Here is a 13,107-nt window from a genome sequence, read left to right as displayed (position 1 = left end):
ATGTGGGAGCGAGCTTGCTCGCGATGACGGCAGTGAGCTCAGCAAAAGTGAAGAGTGAAACCCATCACACCCTCGGCAATGGCCTCCTCGACTTCTGGAAGATTGGCTATTTGTGCAGACCGGTCGTGGGACTAACGTAGTGACACACCCACTTGCCCTGGAGCATGCCATGCAATCCCGTATCGATTTCTACACCGCTTCCCCTGACGCCCTCAAAGCGATGATCGCCCTGGAAACAGCGGTGTCGAAGCTGCCGCTGGAAAAAAAAACCTCATCGAACTGGTCAAGCTGCGCACCTCGCAAATCAACGGCTGCGCTTTTTGCCTGGACATGCACAGCGCCGATGCCCGCAAGGGTGGTGAGTCTGAGCGTCGCCTGGCGACACTGTCGGCCTGGCGCGAAACGCCGTTCTTCACCGAGCGTGAGCGCGCCGCACTGGCCTGGACCGAATCCCTGACCCTGATCAGCCAGACCCATGCCCCGGACGAAGACTATGAGCTGGCTACCGCCCAGTTCGATGCCAAGGAATTGGTCGACCTGACTGTCGCCATCACCACCATCAATGCCTGGAACCGCCTCGCCATCGGCTTCCGCAAAATGCCCCAGGCCTGACCCGCACAAGCATCAATGCGCATCGGCACTCGGCGCGGCCGGTGGTTGCACCTTGCGCATCAGGGGCACCATCGCCGTGGCGATAATGAAGCAGACCATGATCATCAGGAACGCGTCGCCATAGGTTTGCGTCTGGGCTTCGCGGTAGGTCAACAACCATAACTGATGCAGGCTGGCGGTGACCCCGGCGTCACCGCCCTGACCGAGAGCGGCGAAGTTGTTACTGACTTGGGACAGCCATTGGTTGAGCGCCTCGTTGGTGCTGTTGAGGTTCTCCGCCAGCCGGGTGAAATGCAGGTTGGTGCGGTCGTTGAGGATGGTCGCGCAGGCGGCAATGCCGATAGCCCCGCCCAGGTTGCGCATCAGATTGAACAACCCCGACGCATGCTTGAGCCGTGCCGGCGCCAGGCCGCCGAGGGTCAAGGTCACGGTTGGCGGCACCGCCAATTGCTGGGCAATCCCGCGCAAGGCTTGTGGCAGCATCAATTCCCTGGCCCCCCAGTCATGGGTGATCGGGCTGAAATCCCACATCGATAACGCGAACAACCCAAGGCCGGTCATCATGATCCAGCGCAGGTCGATGCGGTTGGCCAGAAAGGCATACAGCGGAATCGCCATGATCTGGAACACCCCGGTGGAGAAAACCGCCAGACCAATGTCCAGCGCACCGTAGCCACGCACCCGGCCGAGGAACAACGGCGTCAGGTAAATGGTGGCGAACAGGCCGATGCCGGTGACGAACGAGAAGAAACAGCCGAGGGCAAAATTGCGGTCCTTCAAGGCGCGCAGATCGACAATCGGATTGGCCACATGCAGGGTCCGGCCGATGAACGCCAGCCCGGCCAGGCCGCTGATCCACGCGGTGGTCAGGATCGTGCGGTCGCTGAACCAGTTCCAGCGCGGGCCTTCTTCGAGGGTGTATTCCAGGCAGCCGAGGAACAGCGCCAGAAACACCATGCTCAAGTAATCCGCGCCTTTGAGCAGCGACAGTTCCGGCTGGTCGATTTTCACCAGCATCGGCACGGCCACGGCGACAAAGATGCCGGGGACCAGGTTGATGTAGAACAGCCAGTGCCAGGACGATATGTCAGTGATCCAGCCGCCGATCACCGGGCCCAGGGTCGGCGCCAATGAGGCCACCGCGCCGATGGTCGCGGCGGCGATCACCCGTTGCTTGCCGGTAAAGAACACGAAGGCCGTGGTGAACACCAGTGGGATCATCGAGCCACCCAGAAAGCCTTGCAGGGCGCGGAAGGCAATCATGCTCTGGATGTTCCAGGCCACGCCGCACAGCAGGCTGGTCAGGGTGAAACCCACCGCCGATGCGCAAAACAGCCAGCGCGTCGAAAACACCCGCGACAGCCAGCCGGACAGCGGGATCACGATGATTTCGGCGATCAGGTAGCTGGTTTGCACCCACGCGGTTTCGTCGGTGCCGGCGGAAAGCCCGCCGCCGATGTCACGCAACGAAGCCGAGACGATCTGGATATCCAATAGCGCAATGAACATGCCGATGCACATGCTGGCAAAGGCGAAGACCTTGGTTGTCGTCGCCATGTCCGCGGCATTGAACGGTTGCGCCGGGGCGGCGAGGGCGCGGCTCATGGCGCGCTGGCCACGGCTGGCGCTTCAGGCTCCTTGCGCGTGTCCACTTCAGCGGTCACCGACAACCCCGGACGCAAGTGGCCGAGCACACTGTCGGCCGGGTCGAGGTGGATCCGCACCGGCACCCGTTGCACGATCTTGGTGAAGTTGCCGGTGGCGTTTTCCGGTGGCAACACACTGAATTGCGAACCGCTGGCAGGGGCGAGGCTGTCCAGATGACCGTGGAATTCCTGGCCCGACAGCACGTCGGCACGGATCACCACCCGTTGCCCCGGCACCATGCGGGCCAGTTGGTCTTCCTTGAAATTGGCATCGACCCACAGACCGCTGGCCGGCACCACCGAGAGCAATTGCGAGCCGGCCTGGGCATAGGCGCCGACCCGTGCCCGGCGATTGCCGATCACACCATCGACCGGCGCCTTCAGTTCGGTGTAGCCGACATTCAATTGCGCAAGGTCACGCTCGGCCCTGGCCTGGATCAAGGCGGCCCGGGCTTGTTGTTTCTGGGTGTCGATCACATTCAACTGGCGCTGCGCGGCCAGCAGTTCAGCCTGGGCGCGGTTGCTTTGGGCCTGGGCCGTCTTGAACGTGGTGTTGGCGCGCTGGGCGCTTTCCACCGAGACGGCGTTGGTGATCACCAGTTTTTTGTAGCGGGCATCGTCATCCCGCGAACGGGCGGTTTCGGCACCGGCGGCGTCGATGCCGGCGCGGGCCTGGCCAATGACGGCCTGTTGCAGTTGTTCGGTGGCGTCGAGGTTGGCCAGCAGGGCCTCCTGGGCGGCCACTGCGCCTTCGGCCTTGGCCAGGTTGGCGCGGTAGTCGCGCGAATCGAGACGGATCAGCACGTCGCCGGCCTTGACCTTCTGGTTGTCGGCCACCAGCACTTCGTCGATGTAACCCGCCACTTTCGGCCCGATCACCGTCACATCACCGCCGATGTAGGCGTCGTCGGTTTCCTCGATGAAACGCCCGGCAGACCACCAATGCACGCCATATACACCAGCCAGTACCAGTGCGGCGATGCCCAGTGTTGGCAACAGCAGGCGTTTAAGCTGGGGAGGTTTGGCGGCAGGCACCGGGGCAGCCAGGTCGGGTTCAGCGGTGGGCATGCTGGTCATGGAGGATTACCTGCTGGAGCGGGGGTTATTTATGATGAGTGTAATATGACGCATGTAATATTTTGAGGCAATTGGTTTTTGCTGCCGGTCGTCAGGTGATAAATGAGAGGGGGATCAGATTTTGAATTCGATGAATAACTACTGTGGGAGAGGGGGATCAGATTTTGAATTCGATGAATAACTACTGTGGGAGTGAGCCTGCTCGCGATAGCGGTGTGTCAGGCAACATCATTGCCAACTGAACGGCCGCAATCGCGAGCAGGCTCGCTCCCACACAGAATCGGGAATGAAAAAGGCCGGTGATCTGCGCGATCACCGGCCTTTTTTACAGCTATTGCTTAGACGCGTTCAAAAATCGCCGCGATCCCCTGGCCACCACCGATGCACATGGTCACCAGCGCGTAACGACCGCCGGTGCGATGCAGTTCGTGGATGGCTTTGGTGGCGATGATTGCGCCGGTCGCGCCCACCGGGTGGCCCAGGGCGATGCCCGAACCGTTCGGGTTGACCTTGGCCGGGTCGAGGTCCAGTTCCTGGCTGACGGCGCAGGCTTGGGCGGCGAAGGCGATGTTGGCTTCGATCACGTCCAGGTCGGCGACGGTCAGGCCGGCGCGCTTGAGTGCCAGGCGCGTGGCCGGGATCGGGCCCAGGCCCATGAATTCCGGTTCGACGCCGGCGTGGGCGTAGCTGACCAGGCGGGCGAGGGGTTTCAGGTTGTTGGCCTGGACCGCGTTGCCGCTGGCCATGACCAGTGCCGCTGCACCGTCGTTGAGGCCCGAGGCGTTGCCGGCGGTGACCGAACCGTCCTTCTTGAACGCAGGCTTCATCGCCGCCAGCTGTTCCAGGGACGTGGCGCGCGGATGTTCATCGACGCTGAACAGTTTGACGCCTTTGCGATCCTGGATTTCCACGGTCGCGATTTGCTCGCTGAAGTAGCCGTTGGCAATCGCGTGGGCCGCGCGTTGCTGGTCTTCGAAAGCCAGGGCGTCCTGCATTTCGCGGGTGATGCCGTTGCGCGCGGCGACGTTCTCGGCGGTGATGCCCATGTGGATGCCATGGAACGGGTCATGCAGGATGCCGAGCATGTAGTCGATGACCTGGGCGTTGCCCATGCGCGAACCCCAACGGGCGCTCGGCATCAGGTACGGACCGCGGCTCATGGATTCGGCGCCGGCACCGACGACGATGTCGGCATCGCCGAGCATCAGGGTCTGGGCGGCGTTGATGATCGCTTGCAGGCCCGAACCGCACAGGCGGTTGACGTTGTAGGCCGGGGTTTCCTTCGGGATGCCGGCGTTCATCGCCGCGACGCGGGAGATGTAGGCATCACGGGTTTCGGTCGGGATCACGTTGCCCATCACCAGGTGGCCAACGAGCGCCGGGTCCACGGCGGCTCGCTCCAGGGCGGCTTTCACGGCCGTGGTCGCGAGGTCGGCCAGTGGCACGTCCTTGAGCGAACCACCGAAGGTACCGATGGCGGTACGGGCGGCGCTGACGACGTAGATTTCTGGAGTGTTCATGGCTGGTTTCCTTTCGGTGGATTCTTATCTGTACTGCGATTGAGCAGGGCGTTCAAGGCGGTTTTCGCCTCGTCGGTATTCAGGCGCTGGATGAACAGCGTGTTTTCTTCGCGCAGGGTGGCTTCCAATTCTGGCAACGTCGCCTGTTTCATCAATTGGCGGGACTGGCGCAAGGCTTGCTGTGGCATGGCCAAAAAACGCTGGGCGATTTTTGTCGCCGCCGCCAGGCATTGTGCGCCGTCATCGAAGGCCTCGTTGGCCAGACCCCAGGCCACCGCTTCATTACCGTCCAGGCCGTTGCCCAACAGCAGCAGGCTCGCGGCGCGGGCATGGCCGAGGCGGCGTGGCAGCAACAGGCTGGCACCAAATTCGGGACACAGACCAATGTTGACGAACGGCATGCGCAGCTTGGCGTTGCGGGTGACCAGCACCTGATCGCAATGCAACAGCAGCGTGGTGCCAATGCCGATGGCCGCCCCGCAGACTGCCGCGACCAGCGGTTTTTGCAGGCGCGTGACGACCTTCATCAAGTGGAATGCCGGGGCGTCCAGATGAGTGGGTGGATTCTGCAGGAAATCCACCAGATCATTGCCGCTGGTGAAGCACGCCGGGCCACCGGTGAGGATGATCACGCCGGTCTGCGGGTCTTCGTCAGCGGCCTGCAGCAGCTCGGCCAGTTGCGTGTACATGGCGTTGTTCAGCGCATTGAGCTTGTCCGGGCGGTCGATGGTCAGCGTCAACACGCCGTCGCGTTGCTCGTGTTTGATCAGGTCGGTCATCGCAGGCTCTGCAGGGTCGGTTCAGGGCTGCCACTTTAAGCGCCGGACAAACTCCGGATCTATGGCAAAACGGGTCAACTGCACTGCCGCTTTTTGCCATGCCGGTGTGCCAAAAGCGATACACACCCATTCGGGGTATGGCCGCGCCCGGCGAATCGACCAATAGTGGGGGCATCCGCTCATCCAGAGCCGAACTCGCTATAAGGTGCATTTGCTATGGGCAAGACACTGCTTAAGGTGATTTCCAGTCTGTTTGTTGTACCGCTGACATTGAATGCCTACGCCGCTCAAGTGGACGACGGCAATACGCTACGGCTTTACAACTGGGCGGACTACATCGGTGAAAAAACCATCGCCGACTTCGAAAAGGCCACCGGTATCAAGGTGGTCTACGACACCTTCGATTCTTATGAAACGGTACAGGCCAAGCTGCTCACCGGTCATTCCGGTTATGACCTGATCGTGTTGAATGCCTCCCTCGCGCCGCCGCTGATCAAGGCCAAGGTGTTCCAGCCGCTGGATAAAAAGCAATTGCCGGGGTGGACCAACCTGGATCCGCAGATCCTCGAAGACCTGCAAGGCTATGACCCCGGCACCCAGTACTCGGCGCCCTACACCTGGGGCAGCAACGGCGTCACCTACAACGTCGACAAGATCAAGGAACGCATGCCGGACGCGCCGATCGGCTCGCTGGCGATGATCTTCGATCCGAAGATCGTCTCGCGCTTCGCCGATTGCGGCGTGACCCTGCTCGATGCCCCGACCGAAGTCATTCCCATGGCCCTGAAGTACCTGGGACGTGATCCACGCAGCGCCGCGCCGGAAGATCTGAAAGCCGCCCAGGACTTGCTGCTGTCGGTGCGGCCGTACATCCGCAAGTTCGACTCGGTCAATTACCTGACCAGCCTGCCCAACGGCGACGTGTGCATGGCCATGACCTGGTCCGGCGACTACGCCACCGCCATGGCCCGCGCCGCAGAAGCCAAGAAGAAGATCGACCTGGCCTACTTCATCCCCAAGGAAGGCTCGCTGATCTGGTTCGACAACCTGTACATCCCGGCCGACGCGCCCCACGTCGCCAATGCCCACAAGTTTCTCGAGTACCTGATGCAACCGCAGGTGATGGCGGACGTGAGCGACTTCATCAACTACGCCAACAGTAACGCCGCGGCCACGCCGTTGTTGAACGCCGATGTGCGCAACAACCCGGCGATTTACCCCGACGCGCAAACCCGCGAGCGCCTGTTCCCGCAGAAGACCCAGGACGCCAAGGACATGCGGGCGATTACCCGGGTCTGGAGCACCGTGAAAAGCGGCATCTGATGGGTTCGATCGTTAGTCATTTCGATTAGAGGTTTATTTATGGCGACTCCAACACGCAGCGTTTTTTCCCCAGCGGACGAGTCCCGGCTGGTCAAGGCCGACAAGGCTCACCATATGCACGGCTATCACGTGTTCGACGAACACGCCGAGCAGGGCTCGTTGAACATCGTCGCCGGTGATGGCGCCTACATCTACGACACCCAGGGCAATCGTTTTCTCGATGCGGTAGGCGGCATGTGGTGCACCAATATTGGTTTGGGCCGTGAGGAAATGGCCGAAGCCATCGCCGATCAGGTGCGGCAACTGGCCTATTCCAATCCGTTTTCCGACATGTCGAACAACGTGGCGATCCAGCTGTGCGAAAAACTCGCCAGCCTCGCTCCCGGCGACCTCGACCATGTGTTCCTGACCACCGGCGGCTCCACCGCCGTGGACACCGCCTACCGGCTGATCCAGTACTACCAGAACTGCCGTGGCAAACCCGAGAAGAAGCACGTCATCGCCCGATTCAACGCCTACCACGGCTCCACCACCCTGACCATGTCGATCGGCAACAAGGCCGCCGACCGGGTGCCGGAGTTCGATTACGCCAACCCGCTGATCCACCACGTCTCCAACCCCAACCCGTACCGTGCGCCGGACGGCATGGACGAGGCGCAGTTCCTCGAGTTCCTGGTCAAGGAGTTCGAAGACAAGATCCTCTCGATTGGCGCGGACAAGGTCGCCGGGTTCTTCGCCGAGCCGATCATGGGCTCGGGCGGGGTGATCATTCCGCCCCGGGGTTATCTCAAGCGCATGTGGGACGTCTGCCAGCGCTACGACATCCTGTTCGTCGCCGACGAAGTGGTGACTTCGTTCGGTCGCCTGGGCAAGTTCTTTGCCTCTTATGATGTGTTCGATGTGCAGCCCGACATCATCACCACCGCCAAGGGCCTGACCTCGGCCTACCTGCCGCTGGGCGCCTGCATCTTTTCCGACCGTATCTGGAAAGTCATCGCCGAACCGGGCAAGGGCCGCTGCTTCACCCACGGCTTCACCTACAGCGGGCATCCGGTGTGCTGCACGGCGGCGCTGAAGAACATCGAAATCATCGAGCGGGAAAACCTGCTGGCCCATGTCGACACGGTGGGGGCGTACCTGGAAGAGCGCCTCGCGACCCTGCGGGACTTGCCGCTGGTGGGGGATGTGCGCTGCCAGAAACTCATGGCCTGCGTGGAGTTCGTCGCCGATAAACGCACCAAGGCGCTGTTCCCCGACGAGATCAACATCGGCGAGAAGATCCACGTGCGGGCCCAGGCCCGGGGTTTGCTGGTGCGGCCGATCATGCACCTCAACGTGATGTCGCCACCGTTGATCCTGACCTTTGCCCAGGTCGATGAAATCGTCGAGACCTTGCGCGAATGCATTCTGCAAGTGGCCGCCGAGCTTGAAGCGAGCGGACAGTACGCGGGCCAATGATTTCGTCAGTCAGGCTGTTACCAAGGGCGTGTCCAGCCGCTAGACTGCGGGGCATGAGCAAACCAGACGACGATACGCTGATCGCGGTGCCCTTCGGGGCATTGCACAAATGGCATGGGGGAATGCGCGAGGCATTCGCCCATATCGATGAGCCCGACGCCCTGCAACACCTGGCGTCGGCGTTGGCGCAGATGGTGTCCGTCGAGTCGATGATGATCAGCCTGGAACGCAAGGACCGCGCACCGCAGCTGCTGCATCAGCGCGGGATTGCCCAGGAGTATCAGGTCTCGATTCTGGAGCGCTATTTTGCCGGTGGTTATTTGCTCGACCCATTCTGCCTGGCGGTGGAGCAGGGCTTGGCGCAAGGCTTCTATCATCTGGAGGAGATTGCCCCGGACAACTTCTTCGACAGCGACTACTACAAGTCCTATTACCTGAAGGCGGGTTGCTCGGAAGACAGTTACTACATCGTCGATATCGGCAATGACACGAAGATTTCCGTCAGCCTCTATCAGGGTTTCGGCGGCGAATGCCTGAGCGCCGAACAGCTGAATCTGCTGCGTGCCGTAGAGCCATTGGTGCGCGAATTCATCAGCGAATTCAGTCAACGGGGAATGCTGCGCAGTAGTGAGATCCAGTGCGATAAAGACCAGGGCCTGCGCGATGATCTCAAGCACCGGGTGCAGTCGGCGTTCGAGCATTTCGGCAGCGACCTGCTCACCGAACGTGAGCGACAAGTGGCGCATATGGTGTTGCGCGGGCATTCGGTGAAATCCACGGCCAGCCAGATGAACATCTCACCGGAAACCGTGCGCATGCACCGCAAGAACCTGTACCTGAAACTGGAGGTGGGGTCGCAGTCGGAGTTGTTTGCGCTGTTTATCGAGTGGTTGCGCAAGCATTAGCAGACAACGCAGATCAACTGTAGGAGCGAGCCTGCTCGCGAAGAACCTGAGATCGCCACGGGGTGTCAGGCAGCCAGTTTCATCGTTCACGAGCATCGCGAGCATGCTCGCTCCTACAGGTGTAATTGATCGGCCACAGATTTTTTGACCAACCCGGAACCCTGTAGGAGCGAGCCTGCTCGCGAAGAACCTGAGATCGCCACGGGGTGTCAGGCAGCCAGTTTCATCGTTCACGAGCATCGCGAGCATGCTCGCTCCTACAGGTGTAATTGATCGGCCACAGATTTTTTGACCAACCCGGAACCCTGTAGGAGCGAGCCTGCTCGCGAAAAACCTGAGAGCACCGCGTTCATCCAGAAAGCGCATGCCATCATTCACGTCCATCGCGAGCAGGTGTTGCGTCAGTCTTCGCGTTTTACGACCAGGGTGAGAATGTCATAACTCGCCACCAGCTCACCCAACTGGTTGGTCACTTCCACATCCCACGCCACCACCCCTTGCGGGATGCCCTGGGGGCTCTTCTTGCCCTGATCGATCTTGCGCTTGCAGGTCAGGCGCGCCTGGATGGTGTCGCCGATGCCTACCGGGTTGATGAAGCGCAAGGTGTCCAGGCCATAGTTGGCCAGCACCGGGCCGACGCCAGGGGAGACGAACAGACCGGCCGCCGCCGACAGCACGAAGTAACCGTGGGCGATGCGCTTGCCGAACTGCGATTCCTTGGCCGCGATCTCGTCGAAGTGCATGTAGAAGTGGTCGCCCGACAGACAGCCGAAGTTCACCAGATCCGCCTCGGTGACGGTGCGACGGTGCGTCAGCAGCGATTCGCCGATCTGCAGGTCCTGGAAGTGACGACGGAACGGATGCACGTCGGTTTCGATGACCTTGGCGCCGCGCACGTATTCGCCGGTGACCGCCGCCAGCATGGTCGGCGAACCTTGCACCGCCGCGCGTTGCAGGTAGTGCTTCACCGCGCGCAGGCCGCCGAGTTCTTCACCACCGCCAGCACGCCCCGGGCCGCCGTGTTTGAGTTGTGGCAGCGGCGAGCCGTGGCCGGTGGATTCGCCGGCGCAATGGCGATCCAGCACCAGCAAACGGCCGTGCCAGGCAGCCGCGACCGGGATGGCCTTGGCGGCGATTTGCGGATCCTTGGTCACCAGGCTGGCCACCAGGCTGCCTTTGCCGCGAGCGGCCAGGGCCAGCGCTTCGTCGAGATCGTCGTAGGCCATCAGGGTGCTGACCGGGCCGAACGCTTCGATATCGTGGGCACCGCCCTCGGCGTGCGGGTCGCGGGCCTGCAACAGGGTCGGGGCGAAGAACGCGCCTTTGTCGACATTTACACCACGGGGTTCGAAACCGTCGCGGGCGCCGAACAGCATGTCGCTGCTCTGCAACAGCGCTTCCAGGCGTTCTGCCACGTCTTTCTGCTGGTCGTGGGAAGCCAGTGCGCCCATGCGCACACCTTCCACCGACGGGTCGCCGACCATCACTTTGGCCAGGCGATCGCGCAGGCGGGTAGCAACGGCATCGATGTGTTTGGCCGGGACGATGGCGCGGCGGATGGCGGTGCATTTCTGCCCGGCCTTGGTGGTCATTTCCCGGGCGACTTCCTTGATGAACAGCTCGAACTCTTCGTCATCCGGGGTCACGTCCGGGGCGAGGATCGCGCAGTTCAGCGAGTCGGCTTCAGCGTTGAACGGTACCGAATTGTGGATCAGGTTCGGGTTGACCCGCAGCTTGGCCGCGGTGTCGGCGGAACCGGTGAAGGTCACCACGTCCTGGCCTTGCAGGCGGTCGAGCAGGTCGCCGGTGCCGCCGATGATCAATTGCAGACTGCCCGCCGGCAGCAGGCCGGATTCGTCCATCAGGCGTACCACGGCTTCGGTCAGGTAGCTGGTGGCGCTGGCGGGCTTGACGATACATGGCATGCCGGCGAGGAAGCTCGGGGCGAACTTTTCCAGCATGCCCCAGATCGGGAAGTTGAACGCGTTGATGTGTACTGCCAGGCCACCGCGAGGCACCAGGATGTGCGTACCGGCGAAGGTGCCCATTTTGCTCAGCTGCATGGCCGGGCCTTCGTGGACGATGTTGCCCGACGGCAGCTCGCGGGAACCGAGGCTGGCGTAGGTGAACAGCGTGCTGTTGCCGCCTTCGATGTCGATCCAGCTGTCGGCACGGGTCGCGCCGCTGTGGTGGGATATCGCGTAGAGCTGTTCCTTGCGCTCGCTCAGGTACAGGGCCAGGGCCTTGAGACGCTGAGCGCGCTGCTGGAAGTCCAGCGCCATCAAGCCACTGATGCCCTGGCGACGGCCGTGCTCGATGGCTTCGGCGAAGTCTGGGCGCTCCTCATGGGTGCGGGCGATTTCATGGCCGTCGATGGCGCTGCGCAGCACTTGTGCGCCCTGTTGACCGATCCAGCGACCGGCGATGAAACTCTGCAGGGTAGGGGCATGCAGTGTAGGTGAAGAGGACATCACGATTGCTCCTGGTTTTGAAGGGTTGTGGCGCGGTCGCGACCGCGCCATTCAGGGATTACCAAAGCGCCAGGGTGTAGCCGACGATCAGCCGGTTTTCATCCAGGTCGGTCGTCAAGCCATTGCCGGATCGGAAGGTCACGTTGCGCCAGCGCAGGCTGACGTTCTTCAACACACCGCTCTGGATGACGTAGCTGATATCGGTGTCGCGCTCCCATTCGCTTCCGTTGTCGACGGTGCCTGCCTTGACATGGGTGCCGTCGGTGTAGCGAGTCATGAAGGTCAGGCCGGGAATGCCTTGCGCCGCGAAGTCATAGTCGTAACGCAGCTGCCAGGAATCCTCGTCGGCGCGGGTAAAGGTGTTGAACGTCACCAGGTTGACCACATACGGATCGCCGCCGTTGAGGAACGGAAAGGCGCTGTCGCCGGACAATTGCTGGTAGGCGGCACTGACCTTGTGGGCACCGTGGGACACTGTGAGCATGCCGTTGAAGTTACGGTTGTCGATGCGCCCGGCCTTTTCCGCGCCGTCACCCCGGCTGTCGAAATAACGCAGGTCGCTGCGCAGGTTGAAGCCGTGGCCCAACGGTTGCGTATGCACCAGTCCGGCGAATTGCTGGCGATAGATCTGGTCGAGCTTGCCGTAGTAGTAGCTCAGGTTCAGTTGCGGACTGAACGCGTAGCTGCCGCCACCGAAGTCGAAGCTATCGCTGGTGGCGGCGCCGAAGCCGATGTCATCGTTGCTGGAGGAGTCGCGCAGGTTGGCCTTGGTCAGGCGCCCGGCATTCACCGTCAGGCCGTCGATTTCCTGGCTGGTCAGCAAGCCACCTTCAAAGGTCGAGCCCAGCAGGCGCGTGTCGTTGTAAGTTGCCACTGGCAACAAGGGTTGCAGGGTGCCGAGTTTCAACACGCTTTTGGATACCCGCAATTTTCCGGTCAGGCCCAGTTCGCTGTAATCGTCGTCGGGCTCATGGCTCTGCGGGCCGAACGGCAGCAGCCCGGTGCCACGGCGGTCGGGGCTGGAGTCGAGCTTGAGCCCCAGCTCCCCCAGCGCGTCGAGACCGAAACCGAAGGTGCCGTCGGTGAACCCGGATTCGATGCGCGCAGTGAATCCCTGAGCCCATTCTTCGGCCTTGGATTGCGGCGCGTTGTCCTGACGGAAATCGCGGTTGATGTAGTGGTTGCGCATATCAATGCGGGCCTTGCTGTCGCCGATGAAGTCGGCCATGGCGCTGGGGGCGATCATGGGCAGACTCATTGCGGCGGCCAGCGAAAACAGTGATGGGTAAGACGTGGTACGTGCGGGCTTCATTATT

The 13,107-nt window shown here is 61.8% G+C and carries 9 protein-coding genes and 1 pseudogene; 4 read left to right on the top strand and 6 right to left on the bottom strand.

Annotated features, from left to right (window positions below; translation table 11 throughout):
- Positions 1-169 precede the first annotated feature (169 nt).
- A pseudogene (locus AC3ITA_RS19655) lies at positions 170-612 on the top strand (carboxymuconolactone decarboxylase family protein).
- 12 nt (positions 613-624) lie between these two features.
- Here AC3ITA_RS19655 and AC3ITA_RS19650 read toward each other — a convergent pair.
- The 4 genes from AC3ITA_RS19650 to AC3ITA_RS19635 all read right to left on the bottom strand — a co-directional run bounded on the left by AC3ITA_RS19650 (position 625) and on the right by AC3ITA_RS19635 (position 5,634).
- Positions 625-2,217: a DHA2 family efflux MFS transporter permease subunit gene (locus AC3ITA_RS19650; protein WP_489278244.1), complete on the bottom strand. Its 1,593-nt coding sequence runs from the start codon at positions 2,215-2,217 to the stop codon at positions 625-627.
- A complete protein-coding gene (locus tag AC3ITA_RS19645) occupies positions 2,214-3,335 on the bottom strand; it encodes an HlyD family secretion protein (protein ID WP_150674004.1) in 1,122 nt (373 codons plus the stop codon). Before AC3ITA_RS19645 ends, AC3ITA_RS19650 begins: the two co-directional genes overlap by 4 nt.
- Before the next feature lie 338 nt (positions 3,336-3,673).
- A complete protein-coding gene (locus AC3ITA_RS19640) occupies positions 3,674-4,855 on the bottom strand; it encodes an acetyl-CoA C-acyltransferase family protein (RefSeq protein WP_150715800.1) in 1,182 nt (393 codons plus the stop codon).
- Positions 4,852-5,634, bottom strand: a complete 783-nt coding sequence (locus AC3ITA_RS19635; RefSeq protein WP_489278243.1) for an enoyl-CoA hydratase-related protein — start codon at positions 5,632-5,634, stop codon at positions 4,852-4,854. The genes AC3ITA_RS19640 and AC3ITA_RS19635 overlap by 4 nt, the downstream gene beginning before the upstream one ends.
- 216 nt (positions 5,635-5,850) lie before the next feature.
- On the opposite strand from AC3ITA_RS19635, the gene AC3ITA_RS19630 reads away from it, so the two are divergent.
- From AC3ITA_RS19630 to AC3ITA_RS19620, 3 genes are read left to right on the top strand one after another with little or no spacing between them, the layout of a single operon-like run.
- The gene (locus AC3ITA_RS19630; RefSeq protein WP_095942556.1) at positions 5,851-6,957 is read left to right on the top strand and encodes a polyamine ABC transporter substrate-binding protein; all 1,107 of its coding nucleotides are present in this window, start codon (positions 5,851-5,853) and stop codon (positions 6,955-6,957) included.
- A 39-nt stretch (positions 6,958-6,996) separates the two neighbouring features.
- Positions 6,997-8,415, top strand: a complete 1,419-nt coding sequence (locus AC3ITA_RS19625) for an aminotransferase (RefSeq protein WP_095942557.1) — start codon at positions 6,997-6,999, stop codon at positions 8,413-8,415.
- The gene (locus AC3ITA_RS19620; RefSeq protein ID WP_095942558.1) at positions 8,412-9,320 is read left to right on the top strand and encodes a LuxR C-terminal-related transcriptional regulator; all 909 of its coding nucleotides are present in this window, start codon (positions 8,412-8,414) and stop codon (positions 9,318-9,320) included. The genes AC3ITA_RS19625 and AC3ITA_RS19620 overlap by 4 nt, the downstream gene beginning before the upstream one ends.
- A 401-nt stretch (positions 9,321-9,721) precedes the next feature.
- On the opposite strand, the gene paaZ is transcribed toward AC3ITA_RS19620, so the two are convergent.
- Both paaZ and AC3ITA_RS19610 read right to left on the bottom strand, forming a co-directional pair.
- Complete coding sequence (paaZ, locus tag AC3ITA_RS19615; protein ID WP_489278242.1) at positions 9,722-11,791, bottom strand: phenylacetic acid degradation bifunctional protein PaaZ; 2,070 nt, start codon at positions 11,789-11,791, stop codon at positions 9,722-9,724.
- A 58-nt stretch (positions 11,792-11,849) separates the two neighbouring features.
- Positions 11,850-13,103, bottom strand: coding sequence for an OprD family porin (locus AC3ITA_RS19610; protein WP_489278241.1), 1,254 nt, complete (start codon positions 13,101-13,103; stop codon positions 11,850-11,852).
- Positions 13,104-13,107 lie beyond the last annotated feature (4 nt).

It is taken from the genome of Pseudomonas sp. GL_090, from assembly GCF_057837765.1.
The sequence above is the reverse complement of the archived record's forward strand: the minus strand, read 5'-3'. Positions and strand labels throughout refer to the sequence as shown.